Raw genomic sequence first — 18,529 nt, 5'->3', positions numbered from 1 at the left:
TCAAAACTCTTTTTTAAAAATTTGGGGCAGATTTGGGTCGATGCTTATCAAAACACTATAAAATAAAGGATTTTTAACGTATATCATGATTACCAAAGAACTATTTTATACAACCCTTGTTGTTCCAAAATGAAAAAATCCCTTATTTTATCGCATTGTTGGCAAGGTTTGACACTACTTATAACCTCAAAATATAAACTTTTGGGGCAAATTTGGGGCGTAAGCTACCACTAACAAAGTTTATGAAATCAATAAGAAGAAATCTCTTTTATAACATCATCCAATGCCTCGATACTTACTACTTCATGAGGTTGTACTTTTTCACCCTCTAATACAAAGTCAAATACCTTGCCATTTCTTCTTACAACTTTTACTGTGTCACCAAACCAACCTTTAGCTTTACCCTCTAAAAAGACATATAGTGTTTCATTCATGTTGTTTACCTCCTTATTTATCTATTCGCAAAAAAATAATTTTATGTCTATCTTGATAGAAAATTTTAAAAATGTCTACTGTAACGCAAAATAGCCCCAATAAAGGGCTATTTTTTATTATTTTAAGGTTGTCATCGCTATTTTAGTGTGCCCCAAAGGCTGATACGTTTACCAGCTGCATCTGTCTGACCAATAGCCATATAGTTACGTTTGCCCGATGCTCCAACGTATGAAATCCATCGGTAACCGTTAGCCGATCCTTTGCTGTCGTATTTAACAGATTGCCCTGGCTCATAGACTGCTACAATCTCACCGTTTAAGTTTGGTGCGCGGCGTACGTTAATAGCTGCCTCACCAACTGTAAAAGTTCCATCCTCCGGAATTAGATCAATTTCATTGCTTGTTGGGGTTGAAACAACATCTTGAGATTGAGTATTATCCGAATAGGGTGGGTAAAACCAACCAACGATACCAGAGAAATCACGGGTATTAAAACGGGCTGGCCCTCCTACCTCTAAAGCATCCCAGTTACCATCAACATTCTGCTCGACGGTTTGCATAGTGTAACCGTCGCTATCAACGATTACAACCCCAGTATGTCCGTAATCGATGCCGTTATAGACTACTCCATTTTTTACAAACACTGCGCCGTGTCTCGGATTGGCTTCAGTTGGCATGTAGTGCACTTCCCAGCCTACCTGTGCTGCTGCATTTAACAAGTCAATAGCATTACCCCACAAATCTACACCAAACCAATTTTTAGCAATGAAACAAGGGAGATCGGCACACTGTGTGCCAAATGCGCCATCTTTATCAACCCCCATGCCAGAGTTGGCTAGATTGATTGTATATTGTACAACTTCATTCGCTGTTGTCATTATTTTTCTCCTCTAAAATTATTTTGATAAAAGGATCAAGCATGATAGCGATAAATCCAAGTGGTATTATTAAAGGAATAAGAACCAACAGCAACAACACTCTAACTATCGTTTTCATACCCACCCCCTCGTCGCTATTTATTTTCCGCTTGATAATTTTTACTTGAAATACCAAGTACAGTACCAGCAAAAGTAGCAAATAGGGCAATTGTACCTGTGATAACTGTTGTATCAACTTCATACAATGCACCTAAACCAGTAATCAGAGTGATAGCTGCTGGCACAACTACTGTGACTGTTTTTTTAGCAATATCATATTGCTTATTTGTCATCTTCATCTCTGTACTCCTCCCTTAAAGGCAGATGTATAAACTCCTCCTCATACATCATTTCAATCTCACCATTTCCATCTAACATTTTGTAAGATGCAAACAGTTTAGCCATCTCACGCTTTTTCTCAAGCGTGGTTTCTCCTGCCATAATCTCTTTTTTCATATCATGAAAAAGGCGGTATCTTGTGATGTCTTTTGAATTAGTTTTTACTTTAGCAAGCTCATCTGCATTGCTTGATAAATCTGCCTTAATTTTAATATTATCATTTTTCAATACTTCTAATGACTGCATGATTTCGGTCTGTCCTTGTTTAACCTCTGTATCACGGCGGTTAATAAAGAAATTGGCTAGGGTACTAATTAAAGTACCCACCACTCCACCACCTACCGTAATTAAGGCAACAAGTACAGCACTATCTTTCAACCAAGGTGGCATTTACTCAATCCCCCTTAGTCAATCTGTTCTGTTTCCTCTGCCTCAAGTTCAGCTAAAATCTCATCTTCGATTTTATAGCGCAACTCTCGCAATTCTTGCTCATGCTTACGCATATCACGGCGATTTTTAGCATAAAGCTCTGGTTCGTGCAAGGTTTCATATACAGTTGATACTGCATCATTACCTGTATTGATTACCGTAGTTTTAACAAGTTTTTCCTCCTTGTCCTCAGTAACATAAAATTCTGCCGTTGTTTGGCGTGTCTTTGTGACTTTTAACATAGCTTTTACCTCCTTATGTTATGTAACTATTATCTATCGGTTTTAATGGGATTTTTTACTACTTATGGATAGGGATCATTGGTGATATAGGTTAACGTACCTGTAGCGATAGAGTAGTTAGAGTGACTCCATGTCATCCTAATATCTTTATTTGTTTCTAGATATAGTTTTGACATTGGGTATATAGTAGTACCAGCATTATGCATTAGTAGTAATGTCGTCTGAGTTACAGGCGTAAATCCAGCTGGTATCTTTTCGTTCATCATTTTGTATTCACCCGGCGTTCCGAGCGTGACAGGCTTACGTTCTACAGTTAAAGTCACTACATTATTTTGTCTAACAAGTTTGCCAGACATGCCAAAAGGTAATGCTATATCTTTCGTGATAACATCATTTCTTGGTAGCACTACTTCTTTTTGTTTAGTAGTAAACCATGGTCGCCAAGTGCCGTTTTCGCAAACCCTTGAAAATATAGCACCATCATTTCTATCTACAGCTATTTGATAGCAATAATTTGCCGCGTCGTGTTGTATTACTGTTAGATAATAGTATGTAGATTTAAGATTTGGGTGATTGCTAACATTTCCTCCAATGACGTAAAAACCGCTAGTTTTAATAGTATTAAAATCAGCATTATCTTTACGTATGCTAAAGCCATTGCTTTTTGTCAAGGCATGATTCTGTATTTCTTGACCGCTTCTAAAATAAATTCCCCCAGCATAGATGTCCCCTGCTGCATCAAGGGATCCTGCCCTACCTTGCTCAACAACTTTACCAATAGCCACGCGCCCATCTTTGTCATAGCTCATTACCACACTTTCTGTCGCAACAGTCGCCGAAAACTCAATACTGGTAAATTTATCAGCTAACGTACCAATGACAGTAAACGACTTATTAGCTGGATAGTTGCCCGCCATATTAGCCGCTGAATTCGTCAGCGTGTGCTGGGTTGTAAAAGTGCCTGTGGCACTACCATTATCAGCCGTATAGCTTGTGCTACCTAATGGGGCAACCTTAAATGTCAAGGTCATCACATTTTTTTGACTACCAGAAAGCGTGATAGGGGCTATTTTAGCATTTCTAACAACCCGAATGATGTTAGGTGTCTCCCTAGTCCTAACCGCTGAAAAGCTCAAGATGGGTGAAAAATACTCAATCACATTGATAGTAATGTCTCTTGTATCTGACTGTCTGCCTCGACTATCCACGACAGATGCACGGATAGTAGCAGAGCCGTTAAAGTTCATCATGCCAAGTCTGCCACCATTTGATGTTGTGACTTGGTTCCTATTGACAATTTCTGCCCTATACCCTGTGATAGATGAGCCATAGCTACCTGATGCACCATTAAAAGTAACTTGGACATTAGAAATAATCTGCAAAAAATTATTACCTGTTAATAAACCTCTCGCAACACCATTTGTGTCTGTCAAAGTGATATTAGAAAATGTAGGTTTCATACTTGCTGGAACATCTGCTCTAAAACTAACTGATTGTGTACCAGTCTTGGTGCTACCACTGTAAGTATCAACATAGATTGTACCTGTACCGCTTGTGCTATTCGGGATTTCGTTAGCAAAATCATTGGGGATTGTCCAAGTAGTTGAGGTGTCCACGTTAGTCGCAATAGTTCCTGTCTTATTCCCCCAATGGTATCTCAAAGTGTGCTTAAAACTAGAACTTTGCCTACTAATGTTGATGGTAATTGCACTACCAATTGTTCCTGCGCCAACAGAAATAGAGCTTGAGCGTGGAATTGTGGACAGCGTGAATGAATTACCACCAATAGTAAGAGTACCCGGTGACCATCCACCACTGCCACTAAATCTAGCAGACAAACCAAATGATTTAGTACCGTCCGTATTATGACCAACTGTGATAGTTTGGTCAATCAGCATAATGGTACTGTTATTGCTGAGCATAGTTGGACGACCTGACCAATTCAACCTCTGTCCATTAACATCAACATAGGCAGAACAATTATAGCCATCAAATGTATAAGTGTTATTATGTAAACTTAGCCTTACCCTAACTTGACTGCTATTGCCTGCAATATTCTGAGAGGTTTGGTCAATTTGTAACCTAATCCGATAACCTCTATCATTGTTTGACCAAAATTCAGCCATTATTTCCCTCCTTATCCAACATACCTAATCACATTCATATCAGCGTTTAAGTGATACTGTTCTGTTCTAAATTTCCCGATCTGTACCGATGCTGTAAAGATACCATTATCAATGTGGATAACACCTTGGCTAATATACATAACCTCACGACCGGCCGAAAACATAGAAATTCTATCACTCGATACCTTAATAGTTGAACTTGCATCATTTTTACCAATAATCAAGCCCTCGTTGGTGCTTTTCATATAAGTATCAATAAATGTTTTAAGTTCTGCCAACCCTCCAAATTGAGTTGTTAGTAGCTCAATTCTCCTACCTGCCTCAATCAAATCTTTTTCAGATTGTGCTGCATCCTTTTTATTTTTATCAACAAAGGCATTATAGGCTTTCTCTAGCTCACTAAGTGCCTCCATAGATGCCTTAGCTTTCATTTCAGCCTCTAAAATTTGGTTACGCTCATTAAGAGCATTTAGTTGTTCTTGGGTTAGTAATTGGTCAGCTTTGGTATCGATTTTGGCGTCAACGTCTTCTGGTGCTGGTGACCAGCCTGTTGGAATGTTACCTTTTTCCAATTTAAAATCTTTAAACACAACATGGTATTCCGTGTTGTTATTTTTGGAATTGATAACTGGTCTCAGCGAAAATAGCTTATCAGTACCGATGTTACCCGTCGTAAACGTAAACGTTCCAGTTGCCAGATTTGCTGAAGTCCACGGAATAAAATCTGCAACGTAATTACGAGCGGCCGCTCCAGCGTTTCTACCTATTCCGATTCTTAAATCTGCAATATTACCGATTTTAACTTCTGGCTCATAGGAAATTGTGTATGTTTGATTTGACTCGAGTAAAATGTCTGTATAAATCTCTGTGTAATATCTTGAGCTCCTCACCTCAAAAGGGTTTAAAACGGTACCATAAGGTAAAATCTTTGTCGAAGCCCATAAATTCCTGCCACCTACCTCAACAGTACCGACCATATCTACCCAGCGATATTTAGTTGGGTCTTGGCTGTCCGTGGCAGTATAGTCCGTGTAAGTACCTATGTATCTCTTATTGCCAGTTTGCGTTAGACTAAAGTCTGTGCGACCGTCAGCGCTATTAGCGTAAGCAAAATGGATATATGGTGTCTTACCGTCTGCTCCCTTCGCCCCCGGTACACCATTAGCTCCATCCGAACCTTTCCACTTTGTCCAACGATAAGCGGCTGGGTTATTACTATCAACGGCATTGAAATCTTGATACATACCAATATAGGCTTTAGTCTGGTCTGTTTGACTGAAACCTCCACCTGTAGCGTTGTCAGCATAGGCAATGTGTGTGTATTGAGTTCTACCGTCTGCGCCTTGTGCTCCGGGTATTCCTTGTTCACCTTTAGCACCTTGAATACCTTGAATACCTTGTAAGCCACGGTCTCCTTTATCAATCACACCTTTAGATACCGTTGTCAAACTACGATTGCTAGCAACCGCCGTAACGGTAGCTAAAACATATACAGTTCCAACTTTATCAGTATTATAGACTGCCATCTGTACTGTATCGCCAACCTTGACAGCAGAGGTATCTTCATTGACCAACCATGTACCAGTATAGCCAACTGCCACATAACGATTGATGTCTGGTTGAGCATAACGATAATTTGTTGTAAAGAGATGATAGGAGTTGCCTGACGTTCCCTGTAAACCTTGGTCACCACGTACACCAATAACGGCTGGTGTCGTTTCCTTACTTGTACCATTGGTGTATAGCTCAACTCGATAATTCCACAAATAGCGTTTATCTACTGAAATCTGCTGCGGTGTTGTTGTCCATCCAGTAGTTGCCTTAGTAACTCCAGATGATGCTGTGGTAGCTAGATAGTAGTTAGTAACATTGGCAATGCCGTTACCATCTGCTCCCTTGATAAGTGTCCATTTATAGGCTGTATAGCTGGTACTATCTGCCTGTGTGTAATCGGTGTATGTACCGATATAGGTTTTATTAACACTATCCGTTGTACTAAACCCTTGTGAGCCGTCATTTGATGTGGCATAGGCAATATGCAAGTATGGTGTGCGACCATCTACACCAGCTTTACCAGCTACACCATTTGCCCCATTTGAGCCTTTAACAAGTGTCCAAGCATAATCGCTTGGATTATTGCTGTCAGCACTATTAAAGTCCACATACATACCAATATAAGCTCTATCAGATGCACTTACTGAAAAATCTTTAGAGCCGTCTGCACTATTGCTGTAAGCGATGTGAGTGTACTGCGTGCGACCATCTACACCATTCTTACCCGGTAAGCCTTGCTCTCCTCTTTCTCCTTGCAAGCCATCAAGTCCACGTTGTCCCGGCTCTCCTTTATCGCCTTTTTCTCCCTTGATTTTTGTCCATTTATATCTAGCTGGGTCTTGGCTATCGGCTGGCTCAAAGTCTGTATAGATACCGATATAAAGCTTATTGATTGAGCTATCAAGACTAAATCCATCAGTTCCTGTTGCATTGTTAGCCCACGCTGTATGAACATAAGGTGTGCGACCATCTCGCCCCGGTGTTCCCGGTGTTCCAAGTTTGCCATCAACGACATTGACAAGAGAAATCTCATCAACAGCAACCTCATCATTACCAATATAGGCTGCAACGGTCAAAGTAACCGTATCAGTTATGCTTGAACCTCTGACAAGGTAGGTCATGCCTGTTGTAACATTGCCATCTAGCGACCAGCGCCATGTAACACCAGCTACAACGGGCTTACCGCCACGGTATAGGGTTGGTGTGATGAGACTTTCCCCAATTTGGTTTTTGAAAATGATGCCATTGTCTGTGGATAGCTTAATTAAGTAAGGTTTAGATGCCTCAAACAAACGCTCAAAAGCTGCTTGAATGCCATCAGACAAGTTATTTTCAATGGCTTTGAAATTGGCAAATGTTGTTTTGTTGCTCGCTGGATTTGTAAAGCTGATTTTCTGCTCTAATACCCTAGCTTTAATCAGCAATATTGGATTAAAGCCATCATCATAAATCCTAATAGTATCTCCAATTTCAACATCAATGAAACCATCTACCTCGTAAGTTAGAGCTGGGTAAGCATTTTTCTTGAGATCACGGATAGCAGCCGCTCTGATTACAGATGGATTATCACTTTCAACCTCAATATCTTTTCTTATCCATTGGTCTTTTTGTGTTTTAGATGTAAATGTTGAGGGGTACATTTGAGCCGCTAGAGGGGCATATAGTGCCTCTCCGCTTTGGTAAAACTCACGGACACCATCAGCATTATTTTCTGACCATGCACTTAAACCACCAATAGTTACAACGGTTTCAACTTCTTCACCTTTAGCATTCTTAGTTTTACCCTTACCTGTTGGGCGTATCATGGTATAGATACCAGTTTTATCTATCTTACGCTTAATAGATTTTAAGTTTTTACCGTAGGTTAGTTGGATATCATTTCTAACACGCCCCACCCCTTGATGGTTGTCATCGTACTCATGGTAAACATTAACTTTGAAAGCTTTGATTGAGCTATCTGCGTTTAATTCAGTATCAAAATCAATTTCTGCATCAAACTTAGTTGCGAGGCTTAATAGGCGGGCAAGTTTTGTGTCTTGCCCTTCCCATTCAAGCGTGCGTTTTTGGTCTGAAATTTCATTGATACCAACAGAAAGATAAGTAAAATTCAACAAATCCATTGCATTGCAATACTCAACAAAAGACATAGCTTTAGTAGCTTTATATGGGTTAGCATACTCATTGATAAGCTCAAGATTGAGATTTTCACAATAACATTTGATGGTTTGCTCATTTTCTTCAACTGTCATCACGCTAAAGACATAACTCTTTCCATGATGCTGAAAAGAAACAAAAGCTTTCTCGTTTAGATAGTTATAGGTTTTTTGCGAGGCTGTATCTGATTTAATTGCCTTTTTATATACTGTAAATTCAAAGGTTGATGACCCCGTCGGTAAGTCTCTATTCCAAGTGTCGCCATAGTAATTTAAAGTGCTCTGCTTATCATTATCAATAAATGCTACCTTTTGTAAATTTGCATCATGGATTGTTAAAAGCATCTTTTATAACCACCTTTCCTCAAATTCTATTTTTACTGTTGGTTTATTACTAACAAAACTAGATACATATAGCTCTAGTTGACTTGTACCCGGTGGAATTGCTAGCCATTTTGAACCATCTACAACCTCGCTAGTCTTAGCAATACCATCAATATAAACAGTGTCATCTTCACTATTGATAACAACATTTGAGCCGATCGCAAACCTATTAGGGATGTTTTTAGTTACTGGTACAAAATCCTTTCGGTAATAAATACTATCTAGGTACATGTGAGTTACCAATGGATAGTTACCATATGCACCTAAAGTAACATGAACCTTAACGGACTTTTTACCCTTTATTTCTGGAATAGTGAAAGTTGGATAAGACCCCCACCAGTACACCTGCACCTTGTCATCATTGCGTTTCAAATCAGACCAACCACGGGTGCTGTTGAATGGGTTATGATGGTCTAGATGTGTGCCTGTGAATGTCCAACGCTTAAGAATGTTGTACCCACCCTTACCATCACTAGCTAAAAAATTATACTCACAACCCAGACCCTGTGACCGTGAATAAGTTTCTACACCATAAAGAAAATTACCATCAACATCTGATACAGTTACCTTTATAAAACCGTACTGATTAGATGCACCAAGCCAAAAAATTTGTCTCCACCAGATATAATCATTTAACGACCCTACGCCACCACTACTATCGTTTGGAATATCCCATGTTAAAGTAGCAGCCGAATTATATCCAGCTGTAACTGTTCCACGGTTTGCAAGTTGGATATGTTGCCTACCCCAGACACTAATAGTATTTGCTGTACCTACTAATTTTTCTGACCTATCATTAGTGATACCAACATTTTTAGCGGCTCTGCTAAATCCTGTTAGAATACTGTTGTCTCGATAGTCTAAAAGTAGCTCCGATTGTTTAACCGTTTCTGTATCTGCCTCCTCACGATTTCCAACCTCAAGCGCTGAATTTTGGTTGACTAAACCAATATAGCCATTTTCTGCATTGTGCTTAACAGTTACAATTGGATGGGCTGGTACTGTACCATTGTTTTTAAGGGTAAACACCATCTTTTCACTAGAAACAGTAGCATCTGTGCCACTATCAAACTTGCGATAAGTTGAGCTATGAGCAACACCATCTGGGATAAGGATTTTAATTTCTGACCGTTGAAACCATCTTGTTAAGTTATCTGGGGTAATATCATCTACCAGCAACCCCATATAATATTTGTCCGGCTCATCGCTATAAGTGATTTTTACTGGCTCTAAAACATCTAAAACACTAGCTAGTTCATGTTTAAGCTGTTCCATTTCCATTGCATTTGTAGTTTTTAGGTCAAATTTAATGGTATGTTCTTTCTCGCCACGTTTCACTTTTTGGATATTCACACCCAATAAAGGAGCGTCATCGGTTGATACGCTCCTTTTGTTTCCAATTGGGCGGATAATATCTATAATTCTAAAGAAACGTGACATATCAACACCGTTGAATGTCATTTCTTTTGTCATGTAACTATCCCTCTCATTCTATTTCTCCGTCTAGCTTGTTCTGTTTGGTGCTTATCGTACTTATCACCAGTTCTGGCAACTAACGTACCATCATCTAGTACCATCTCTGCTGGTCTCTGTACGGCTTTTTCAGCCACATCAAGAGCTTTTTCTAGGAGGTCGTTAGATTTCTCTTTTGCAACCTCTACACTAGCTTTTACAGCTTGTTCCAACTCTTGCTTGACTTGCACTACCTTAGATAGTTTTGTTTTACCAACTCCAATAACATCCTCTGCTTTGAAACTAAAGGCTTGAATTTGGTTAAACACATCACCCATCGCATCATCTACTTTGTAAGCATCTTTGGTAATACCAACTGCCACACCCTGGGGGATGAAACGACCGACACCATCCCTAAATAGGCGTGATGGTGAGTGAATTTTAGCCTTAGCTTGTGCCGCTCTCTCTGCCTGTGCCACAAGGGCATTAGCAGCCGCTGTAACAGCTCCTAGAGCTGACAGCATACCTTGAGCCAAACCTTGTCCAATCATAGCCCCTACGGACTGCATAGCCCCCACACCAGACATCCCAGCTGACCTAGCTGCATTAGTCAAAGTCTGCATAGCACTTGACACTTGACCAGCACCAGAGCTGATACCTTTAGCTAGGTTTTGTGATGTCTGCTGTCCAATTTGGCTACCTTGTGACTTCATCTGATTACCAACAGACTTAACCACGTTAAGCATGGCATTCATTGATGATTGTACTTGCCCCCTCATGGCGTTAAAGGCTACAATAACAGCTTGGGTACTGCTCGCCATTGCTCGGACTTGTCCAGATGCACTTGTGGCACTTGTTCCAACAAGGATAAAGGCTGTTGACACACCAACAAGACCTGTTCTAACAATCGTAATACCTGCACCAAGCATAGTAAACGATGCACCAACCACCATTACTTGAGACCCAAAAGCGGTCAGCCCTGCACTTGCTATCATACAAGCTGGGGCTAGTGTCATGATTTGAGTTTTAAGGGCTGTCAATGGGGCATTGATGGCTGATAATCCTGCCACACCAGCTACTGCTTGACTTGAAAAAGTCGCAAATCCAGCAGTTGCTAAAGTCAAAGTGGCTGGCAAGGTGGTCATTTGCGTTGATAATTGGGTAATAGCTGTGCCTATAACAGTCATAGCAGTTACTGCCAACATGCCAGACGTGGCAATAGTCGTCAATCCCTGTCCTAGCTGCTTCATACCTGTACCAACACTAGCAATCTCTCCACCTTTCCCAGAGATTTTGCCAATACCAATAGCAACTGCTCCTAGATGAGTAACTAAACTGCCTAGAGGTAGGCTAGTAATGGATTTCAACCCACTAGCAAGCTGTTTTGTACCAGCCCCTGCATCCTTTGCACCTTGACCCATTTTCTTAACGGCTGATGCCACGGGTTGCAAGGCTAGACCAAAAGCAGCAACAGCAGTAGATACCACAACGATACCAGCAGCAAGAGCAACACCACCAGCGGTTGCAACCAGGGCGGCTGCTCCAAAGGCAATCAAGCCAGCAGACAAGACTAAAAGCCCTGCACCAGCTACCGTCACACCAGCACCAAAGGCAACAACTGCACCACTTAGGGCAAGAATAGCACTAGCTGCACTTGCACCGTAAGTAGCAATGGTTGGTAGCTGACTTGCTAACATTGCCAAACCAGCCGCCGCCATACCTATACCAGCACCAATGAGGGCAACAGCAGCACCAAAGGCTACCATACCAACAGCCGATGCGGTAAGAGCTGGACCAAGTAAGGCAAACACACCAGCCATAGCAGCGATGCCAACACCAAGACCAACAAGGGCGATGGCTGCACCACTACCAGCAGATGCCAACTGTATTGCCGCTTGTACCAAGACATAGATACCGGCACTTGCCAAAGCAACACCAGCACCAACCATGAGCATAGCCGCCCCCATTGATAACCATTGGGCAGGACTTGCCATAGCCGCTGCTGTACCAAATCCCTGTGCAACAGTAGATAGAGCGGTTGCTAGCCCCTGTAAAACGGTTGAAATTCCTTGAGCAATAGAGGTTATCAACGTACCAAGCCCAGAAAAGACTTGCTCAATGATACCTTTAGACTGACTTGCTGACCCACTAGCACCATCAAAGGCATCTTTAGCATTTTTCTTGAAAATACTAAATGGGTTAAACTTACTAATAGTCTCAAAGCCTTTGAATCTTGCCAGCAACAACCCTAAAACTGGCACTAACATAGCAATAAATGATGGGTCAACACCACTTAGAAACTCTTTGATTTTTCCAGCAACTTTGCTGACAACAGCGACCACTTCATTAACTTTAGCTCTAAATGTTTCACTCGTAGTATAAGCATGGATAAACCAGCCAACCAACGCCCCCAGAGCAACAGCAGCAACCATGAATGGATTACCTGTTAGGGCAGCCTTGAGTAAGCCAAAAGCCGTTTTAAGGCTATTTACAGCTGATACTGCTGTCTTTATCCCTTTGAATGCGGCAACAGCACCAAGTACCGCACTAGCGATAGCCTGGATAGTGCCAGGAGGTAATGATGAGATAAATTCAGCGGCTTTTGTAACTGCCTCTGCAACCCATTTGACAACCTCGCCAAAAGCTCTACCTAACCCCTCCACAAATCCTGTATTTTGACCAAGACTTGAAAAGACATGCTCTAATGCACTCTGTATAGCTGAAAAGGCTTGGGTAAGAGCGGTAACAGCCCCTGTGTTTTTGAATGCCTCCCACATACGTTTTGCGGCATCAACAACCCATGAAAGCACATCAACAAACTTACTAACATAAGGTGTGGCATTTGAAAAAGCAGAGCTAATACTTAACCTAAACTTATCCAATCCCTCGGTAATTGTTGGTAATCCCTTGGCTTTAGCCGCATCATCAAAAGACCTAACCACTCCCTCCATATTCCTAACAACCGCTGTCTTAATCCTAGACATAGCCGTAGCAATACCATCAGAATTGATTTGAGCAAGTTCTGCAAAGCCACCTACTCCCTCATTTAGCTCAATTAACTTATCACTAAATTGGTCAAAGGTAATATGCCCCTCTTTAAGTGCCGCATACAAGTCATTTTTAGCCGATGCACCTGTATAGCCAAATGCCTCTGCAACCTTGTTAAGACCTACTGGCATTGTTTCCATGAGGGTACGCCATGATTGCATATCCACCTCGCCTTTAGCCATCATCTGGGTAAACTGAATTAGTCCACGACTAGCATCGCCTGCCGATGCACCAGATGACAGAAAGGCATTATTAAGGGCTAGGGTAAGTTTTGTTGACTTCCCTAAATCCCCATTCATCATTGTCAGACCCTGGGCTGTTGCAACAACCTCATCAAGAGCCGTTGGCAATCCATCAATTCCTTTTGACAGCTCATCAACTGCATTCTTTGCATCATCTGCTGAATAGCCCAGGGCTGACATCATCTTAGGAAATTTATTCATGGTGTCATAACGACTAATTGCACCGCCCATTGAGCTTGAAATAGCACTCATCCCAACAGATACAGCCTTGCTAGCAACTGCCATAGCTGTACCAAAACTTAACGCTGACTTAGTGCCTGTGTTAAAACCACTAGATGAGCTGTCACCTAGACCTTGCAAAAGGCTTTTTAACTGTTTCACACCCTGTTGGGCACTCGTGCCATCTAGGTCAACGGTAATCGTAACCTTGCCATCTGCCATGATTTACCTCCTTTCATTTACTAAATATTGGGCAATGCGTACTGTTCCTGTAACTCTTGCATTCGCCGTTTTTCTTTTGAGCTTTCCCCTTTTGATGGTTTCCAAGCTCTAATTTTCATAACTTCAACTAACTTTGTTCCATCTGGCAATCCAGACAATAGAGCGTTGAATTTCTGCCAATGTAACTGCCCCTGTGCCTCAATCAAATCAATGTGATAGGCTTGCATAAACGATGAAAAAATGTACTCACCATCATATTTGATTGAATAAAGGGGTGGCTCGTCATTCTCTGGGTCATCTTTAGGCTTTTTAGGCAGTAAATTACCCTCGATGTCGTAGCGGTCAACCTCATCAATAGCTCTAACAATCTGTATGTGTTTCTCGAAAACCTCAACATAGACCGCCATAGCTGTCTCTACATCTAAATCTTTGAAACTCTCATCATCAGTTAGTTTAGCTAGTGCTAATTTAGGTTTTAACTCCATTGGGATATAGTCCTTACCCCACATCTCAAAAATCCATAAGACCCTATCAAACGACAAGAAAAGCTGATACTCTTTGTTATTTAGTACCAGCTTGTCATCAATTTTCTTGGAAATATCAAACATTATTCAGCAAGATACTTCAAAAAATCTTCATCGTTTTGCTCTTTAGTTTGGATTTTTTGCATTTCATTAGCCACTTGCAAAAATGCTTTGAGATAGGAAATGGTGTTTTTACCACATGCCTCATAGATTTTAGCTGGGGCATCTGTATCAAACATACTTCCAAAGAACTCATCTAACAATTCTTTGAGTTCTTTACGGATTTCCCACTCAGTGCCGTTTTCATTAACCTTTTCCGCTTTCTCTTTTAGCTCTTCTGATTTATGAGTAAGAAACTCACTTTTTTCATCGCTACGCTCAAAATTGAGTACAAAAACCCCAAAATCAAAAGGAATGATGTTGTTATCGGTACTTAATTTAATCTTTGCTGTCATGCTTAACCACCAATACCTTTCTCAATAGGCTCTTTAATCCATTTGATAGTACAGCCAAATTCTTCGTAAGCTGTCGCATCTCCTGCACCTGCCTTGATTTCAGAAACGTTAGCAACCTGTGTATAGGTCTTTTTGCCATCAGCCGTAGTTACTCGATGCCATACACGGCGGGCATCTCCTGTCTTGTACTTCATAGCTGCAATCATAGCTTGTGCCTCATCTTCTGGGTCAAAGATACCCTCAAATGAGTAACCACCGACAACAGAAAGCACCGTTTCCTCTGGCGTACCGTCTCCATCGTAGTAGCCTGTGTCATCGGTATCTTCATCCGTTTCATCATCAATAGTCTCAATGTACTTGGCTAGTCGTTTCCAATCATCAGAGCCAGGCTCTGTAAGCGGGTTACGTGGGTCAAATGGTGCGATTTCATGTTTACGCTTGGCGTTCTTCATGCGTGCCATGTGTTTATCCTCCTGTGATTTCTAATTTTGCTGTAACAGTCAAGGTATATACAAAATAACCTTGCTCATCTCTACCGTTGATGCCTGGCTTACCAACCACCAAAGATAAAAACATATAAGAGTTGTCTGTGCTAGGTAGGTCAATATCAACATCTGATAGCTCTCCACAAATAGCCCAAATGGTGTCACTTGCCTTTTGGTTGCTCTTGCACTTAATAGCAATCTCAAAGGGTAGTGAGACCTCTCTAGTACCATCCATGTACTCTTTATCAACAGTTCCACCATGTAAAGCATTGATAACCAGGTCATCTTCATCATCTTTGAAATAATCTAACCTAGCCTGCAATGGCAAATCTGCAATCTGATTAACGTGTGCCAGTAGCACATCTTGAAAATTTTTGTTATTCTGCATTATTTCAATCCCATAGCCTTAACGGCTGTATCTTTCCACTTGTCAAGGTATTTGTTTTTAGCTTTCACATACCAGTTTTTACCAGTACCTGGTGTTGTGTACTTTCTAAAAGTCACAATGCCATTTGTACCGTAAAAATGTGCTCTAGCATAAACAGTATTCCAGTTGACAGTCTCACCTTGTAAGCCAATACTTGCACTAGCCCTTAAAGCTCCATCTCTCAACGGTACATAGGCATCTGTATCTAATAAAATTTGATTAGCCATTGCCTGCCGCCCTCTCCTTACTGCCTCTGGTGATACTTTTTTAGTAACACCTCCAAGGTCAACGTGGGCATGGGTAACAAATCCTTTAGCCATCAGATAACCTCCACCTCATAACTGAAAATTTTACCGTTAAGGGTATTGACCTCATAACCAGTAACAAGGTAATCACGCACCCCATCATTGACCAACGCACCCAGCCAACTATCATCAACTGTCACATCAACAAATCTAGGGTAGATGAATACTTTTCCGACTTTCTGCCGTGTTTTAGAGTTGTTAGTACCCGCAACCTGAACCGACCTATCAAACCGTACTGGCTTAACATCCAATGGGTCAGAGTAACTTTCATCTCCATAATCATTCTTGCCCGCAACCTTTCGGACTGTAACAACATCTTGTAATAAGCGTTTATCTATCATAATCAACTCCCACAATTAAGCTAAATCCAGCTTGTTTTAGGGCGTTTTCAGCATCCAAGCAAAGGTTGAATTGTTGACCTGCTGAAATACGGTGCTGAGTGCCATAATCAATTTTTGTACGACCAATAGAAACGCTTGTCATGGTTTGTTTATCATCGGCTGTCATGATGCCAGAGCTATCCAAATAAGCAATCTGAAAGCCCATAGCTAGCTTTACGGCAGACTTGCGATAATCTGCCTCTGTCTCAAAATCAATGTACCTTTGGTAAATCCCTTGAGTATAGAGATTGATAGCAATTTCTGCCCTCTTTGATAACTTGTCAAAGTCAGTTACATCATTAAAGCCTAAATCTTTAACAAACTCATCTTTGGTTAAATAAGTCATGTGTAACCTCCCTTATAAATAAAGGGTGTTGCCACCCCTTATTTTTCAGCTGCATCATCTGCTACTGTTTCAGTATCATCTGCTTTCTTTTTGCGTGTTGTCTTTTTAGGTTGTTCAACCTCAACACTTTCAGTTGCATCAACTGGTACAAGTACAGCATCAACATCTGGGAAAGTTAGCTTGAGGTCTTTATTGACCTTTTCGGCATAAGCTGGCTCAAGGTCAATAATCTCATCCACAATCACGCCTTTACCTAGTGATTGAAAAACTAGGTTTTTTGTTGCTTTATAAAGTGCCATTGTTTACCTCCTAAACAATTGTTCCTGTAACCTTGGCAATAGCTTTCTTGTTGTCATCAAGTGTATATGTTCCACCTTTACCAGCTGCTTGCAATTTAACACCGTCAAAATCTTCTGTTTCAATTACACGCGCTGTTGAGATACCAACAAACGGAATTACAATGCCATCTGGTGAGAAAATACCGAGTGTTCCCTCTGGGAAATCTTGTGCTGGTGTTTCTTCCAAAATGAAACCTTTGTATTTTTGCAAGCCATTATCATCCATTGAAACAGATGAGCCTTTACTTGTATTAGTGCTTGTCATATCAACAAGGGCATTTAGTACCTCTGGGCGTACATAAGCAACGATTGGCACACGTACACCAAGATTGACATAGTATGTGCGCATGTCATTAAATAACTTCTTGAGCTTATCCTCTGAAAAGTCAGCTAATGCAAGTGATTTACCTGCTGCCGCATTCATGTACTTACCAATGCGTGCATTCATACCAAGTACCTGTGCCTCTGATTGCAATTTAAGACGATCAGCGATAGCAGCATCAACATCATTGTTTACTGTATAACGGTCAATACCCTCATGGATAGTTAATTCATAATCATAATTAACTGGGGTGTTTGTGTATTTGACTTCTGTAATATCGCCAAATCGTGATTTTTTACCACTACCATCCCCCATTGCATCATTGACACCTTTTAGATATGTGTCATTTACAACAACTGGAGTTGCATTTGTCTTAACTGAAAATGCCTCTTCATTCTCTTGCACCCCATCTTTTGTTTGGATTGGAGCAAGCGCACGACTAAATGAATGTTTAACAGAGAAAACAGTTGATAAGATACCTGCATACTGTTTCTCATAGCGGCGTACTGGGTTGTTTTGATTACCTGACATTTTTTGTAATCTCCTTTCTTTTATTTACCGTACCCATCAATAATTGCTTGAAATGGGTCAGTGTTTCCTGTACCACTAGCGGCTGGATTTCCTGGCGGTACGATGTTTGGGTTAGGCGTGTTATCTGCCTCTGCCTGGAAAAGATAAGGGTCACTCTCTTTTAGCCCGTTGATAACTTCATCAAGTTTTGGCTTGCCTTTGTCATCAAGTTCGATGGCATCAACATCAATAAATTTCATCAACATATCTGGATTGTGTGCCTTTGTATCTTTCAAAGCTAGATTGATAGCATTGACCTTTTGAGTTTGTGCACGTTCAGCAGCTGCATCAGCTTTGTACTTGTCATATTCAGCTTGCAATGCTTCAAGAGCTTGTTTTTGTTCAGCGCTTGTATTTACATCTGCTTTTAATGTTTCAAGCTGTGCCTCTGTGTTTTGCAATTGCGATTTGAGACTATCTCGCTCCTGTGTGATAGTTTCCAAGGCTGATTTATCTGCATTTAGTTCTTTACCACGCAATGCAAAGACTTCTTTAGCCTGCTCCTCTGTCAATCCAAGTTTGAGTAGTTCATCAGTTGTAAATGCCATTTGTACCTCCTTAGTTCTTTTTTAGGTGGACAACTCCCACCAAAAAGCAAAATATTATTTACTATTTC

General features: G+C 40.9%; 19 protein-coding genes and 1 pseudogene. All 20 read right to left on the bottom strand.

Annotated elements, in window-relative coordinates:
• Positions 1–248 precede the first annotated feature (248 nt).
• The gene (locus ACFPQ3_RS00630) at positions 249–434 is read right to left on the bottom strand and encodes a competence regulator inhibitor paratox (RefSeq protein ID WP_156806778.1); all 186 of its coding nucleotides are present in this window, start codon (positions 432–434) and stop codon (positions 249–251) included.
• A 137-nt stretch (positions 435–571) separates the two neighbouring features.
• Positions 572–1,324, bottom strand: a pseudogene (locus ACFPQ3_RS00625) (SH3 domain-containing protein); the annotation flags it as partial.
• On the bottom strand, positions 1,296–1,430 hold the full coding sequence (locus ACFPQ3_RS00620; protein WP_269747756.1) for a hypothetical protein: 135 nt from the start codon (positions 1,428–1,430) through the stop codon (positions 1,296–1,298). The pseudogene ACFPQ3_RS00625 and the gene ACFPQ3_RS00620, both read right to left, overlap by 29 nt.
• Positions 1,431–1,446: 16 nt before the next feature.
• Positions 1,447–1,644 carry a phage holin gene (locus ACFPQ3_RS00615; RefSeq protein ID WP_232323247.1) on the bottom strand — a complete coding sequence of 66 codons (198 nt, stop codon included), beginning with the start codon at positions 1,642–1,644 and terminating at the stop codon, positions 1,447–1,449.
• Positions 1,634–2,080 carry a hypothetical protein gene (locus ACFPQ3_RS00610; protein ID WP_156806772.1) on the bottom strand — a complete coding sequence of 149 codons (447 nt, stop codon included), beginning with the start codon at positions 2,078–2,080 and terminating at the stop codon, positions 1,634–1,636. The genes ACFPQ3_RS00615 and ACFPQ3_RS00610 overlap by 11 nt, the downstream gene beginning before the upstream one ends.
• A gap of 14 nt (positions 2,081–2,094) precedes the next feature.
• Positions 2,095–2,361 (bottom strand): hypothetical protein, encoded by a 267-nt coding sequence (locus ACFPQ3_RS00605; RefSeq protein ID WP_156806770.1) that lies wholly within the window; start codon positions 2,359–2,361, stop codon positions 2,095–2,097.
• 62 nt (positions 2,362–2,423) lie between these two features.
• The gene (locus tag ACFPQ3_RS00600) at positions 2,424–4,487 is read right to left on the bottom strand and encodes a DUF859 domain-containing protein (protein ID WP_156806768.1); all 2,064 of its coding nucleotides are present in this window, start codon (positions 4,485–4,487) and stop codon (positions 2,424–2,426) included.
• 11 nt (positions 4,488–4,498) lie between these two features.
• The gene (locus ACFPQ3_RS00595; RefSeq protein WP_156806766.1) at positions 4,499–8,539 is read right to left on the bottom strand and encodes a phage tail spike protein; all 4,041 of its coding nucleotides are present in this window, start codon (positions 8,537–8,539) and stop codon (positions 4,499–4,501) included.
• Between the two features lie 3 nt (positions 8,540–8,542).
• Positions 8,543–10,051 (bottom strand): distal tail protein Dit, encoded by a 1,509-nt coding sequence (locus ACFPQ3_RS00590; RefSeq protein ID WP_156806764.1) that lies wholly within the window; start codon positions 10,049–10,051, stop codon positions 8,543–8,545.
• Positions 10,048–13,761, bottom strand: coding sequence for a tape measure protein (locus ACFPQ3_RS00585; protein ID WP_156806762.1), 3,714 nt, complete (start codon positions 13,759–13,761; stop codon positions 10,048–10,050). Before ACFPQ3_RS00585 ends, ACFPQ3_RS00590 begins: the two co-directional genes overlap by 4 nt.
• A 20-nt stretch (positions 13,762–13,781) precedes the next feature.
• Positions 13,782–14,369 carry a Gp15 family bacteriophage protein gene (locus ACFPQ3_RS00580; protein WP_156806760.1) on the bottom strand — a complete coding sequence of 196 codons (588 nt, stop codon included), beginning with the start codon at positions 14,367–14,369 and terminating at the stop codon, positions 13,782–13,784.
• A complete protein-coding gene (locus tag ACFPQ3_RS00575) occupies positions 14,369–14,740 on the bottom strand; it encodes a hypothetical protein (RefSeq protein WP_156806758.1) in 372 nt (123 codons plus the stop codon). The genes ACFPQ3_RS00580 and ACFPQ3_RS00575 overlap by 1 nt, the downstream gene beginning before the upstream one ends.
• Before the next feature lie 2 nt (positions 14,741–14,742).
• Complete coding sequence (locus ACFPQ3_RS00570) at positions 14,743–15,201, bottom strand: phage tail tube protein (RefSeq protein ID WP_156806756.1); 459 nt, start codon at positions 15,199–15,201, stop codon at positions 14,743–14,745.
• Between the two features lie 4 nt (positions 15,202–15,205).
• Complete coding sequence (locus ACFPQ3_RS00565) at positions 15,206–15,613, bottom strand: minor capsid protein (RefSeq protein ID WP_156806754.1); 408 nt, start codon at positions 15,611–15,613, stop codon at positions 15,206–15,208.
• The gene (locus ACFPQ3_RS00560; RefSeq protein WP_156806752.1) at positions 15,613–15,972 is read right to left on the bottom strand and encodes a minor capsid protein; all 360 of its coding nucleotides are present in this window, start codon (positions 15,970–15,972) and stop codon (positions 15,613–15,615) included. Before ACFPQ3_RS00560 ends, ACFPQ3_RS00565 begins: the two co-directional genes overlap by 1 nt.
• Complete coding sequence (locus tag ACFPQ3_RS00555; RefSeq protein ID WP_156806750.1) at positions 15,972–16,298, bottom strand: putative minor capsid protein; 327 nt, start codon at positions 16,296–16,298, stop codon at positions 15,972–15,974. Before ACFPQ3_RS00555 ends, ACFPQ3_RS00560 begins: the two co-directional genes overlap by 1 nt.
• Positions 16,288–16,683, bottom strand: a complete 396-nt coding sequence (locus ACFPQ3_RS00550; protein ID WP_156806748.1) for a hypothetical protein — start codon at positions 16,681–16,683, stop codon at positions 16,288–16,290. Before ACFPQ3_RS00550 ends, ACFPQ3_RS00555 begins: the two co-directional genes overlap by 11 nt.
• Positions 16,684–16,721: 38 nt before the next feature.
• Complete coding sequence (locus ACFPQ3_RS00545; RefSeq protein ID WP_156806746.1) at positions 16,722–16,982, bottom strand: hypothetical protein; 261 nt, start codon at positions 16,980–16,982, stop codon at positions 16,722–16,724.
• A gap of 10 nt (positions 16,983–16,992) precedes the next feature.
• On the bottom strand, positions 16,993–17,874 hold the full coding sequence (locus ACFPQ3_RS00540) for a phage capsid protein (protein WP_156806744.1): 882 nt from the start codon (positions 17,872–17,874) through the stop codon (positions 16,993–16,995).
• A gap of 20 nt (positions 17,875–17,894) precedes the next feature.
• Complete coding sequence (locus ACFPQ3_RS00535; RefSeq protein WP_156806742.1) at positions 17,895–18,461, bottom strand: phage scaffolding protein; 567 nt, start codon at positions 18,459–18,461, stop codon at positions 17,895–17,897.
• Positions 18,462–18,529: the final 68 nt, after the last annotated feature.

This window comes from Streptococcus caledonicus (assembly GCF_042656225.1).
GTDB lineage: Bacteria > Bacillota > Bacilli > Lactobacillales > Streptococcaceae > Streptococcus > Streptococcus caledonicus.
This window is presented reverse-complemented; position numbering and strand designations above follow the sequence as displayed.

Coding starts and splice junctions, on each gene's coding strand:
- ACFPQ3_RS00615 (WP_232323247.1), bottom strand. CDS start 1,644: ATGACAAATAAGCAATATGATATTGCTAAAAAAACAGTCACAGTAGTT.
- ACFPQ3_RS00545 (WP_156806746.1), bottom strand. CDS start 16,982: ATGGCACTTTATAAAGCAACAAAAAACCTAGTTTTTCAATCACTAGGT.
- ACFPQ3_RS00535 (WP_156806742.1), bottom strand. CDS start 18,461: ATGGCATTTACAACTGATGAACTACTCAAACTTGGATTGACAGAGGAG.
- ACFPQ3_RS00575 (WP_156806758.1), bottom strand. CDS start 14,740: ATGACAGCAAAGATTAAATTAAGTACCGATAACAACATCATTCCTTTT.
- ACFPQ3_RS00560 (WP_156806752.1), bottom strand. CDS start 15,972: ATGGCTAAAGGATTTGTTACCCATGCCCACGTTGACCTTGGAGGTGTT.
- ACFPQ3_RS00605 (WP_156806770.1), bottom strand. CDS start 2,361: ATGTTAAAAGTCACAAAGACACGCCAAACAACGGCAGAATTTTATGTT.
- ACFPQ3_RS00610 (WP_156806772.1), bottom strand. CDS start 2,080: ATGCCACCTTGGTTGAAAGATAGTGCTGTACTTGTTGCCTTAATTACG.
- ACFPQ3_RS00550 (WP_156806748.1), bottom strand. CDS start 16,683: ATGACTTATTTAACCAAAGATGAGTTTGTTAAAGATTTAGGCTTTAAT.
- ACFPQ3_RS00620 (WP_269747756.1), bottom strand. CDS start 1,430: ATGAAAACGATAGTTAGAGTGTTGTTGCTGTTGGTTCTTATTCCTTTA.
- ACFPQ3_RS00630 (WP_156806778.1), bottom strand. CDS start 434: ATGAATGAAACACTATATGTCTTTTTAGAGGGTAAAGCTAAAGGTTGG.
- ACFPQ3_RS00555 (WP_156806750.1), bottom strand. CDS start 16,298: ATGATAGATAAACGCTTATTACAAGATGTTGTTACAGTCCGAAAGGTT.
- ACFPQ3_RS00580 (WP_156806760.1), bottom strand. CDS start 14,369: ATGTTTGATATTTCCAAGAAAATTGATGACAAGCTGGTACTAAATAAC.
- ACFPQ3_RS00585 (WP_156806762.1), bottom strand. CDS start 13,761: ATGGCAGATGGCAAGGTTACGATTACCGTTGACCTAGATGGCACGAGT.
- ACFPQ3_RS00600 (WP_156806768.1), bottom strand. CDS start 4,487: ATGGCTGAATTTTGGTCAAACAATGATAGAGGTTATCGGATTAGGTTA.
- ACFPQ3_RS00540 (WP_156806744.1), bottom strand. CDS start 17,874: ATGTCAGGTAATCAAAACAACCCAGTACGCCGCTATGAGAAACAGTAT.
- ACFPQ3_RS00565 (WP_156806754.1), bottom strand. CDS start 15,613: ATGCAGAATAACAAAAATTTTCAAGATGTGCTACTGGCACACGTTAAT.
- ACFPQ3_RS00570 (WP_156806756.1), bottom strand. CDS start 15,201: ATGGCACGCATGAAGAACGCCAAGCGTAAACATGAAATCGCACCATTT.
- ACFPQ3_RS00590 (WP_156806764.1), bottom strand. CDS start 10,051: ATGACAAAAGAAATGACATTCAACGGTGTTGATATGTCACGTTTCTTT.
- ACFPQ3_RS00595 (WP_156806766.1), bottom strand. CDS start 8,539: ATGCTTTTAACAATCCATGATGCAAATTTACAAAAGGTAGCATTTATT.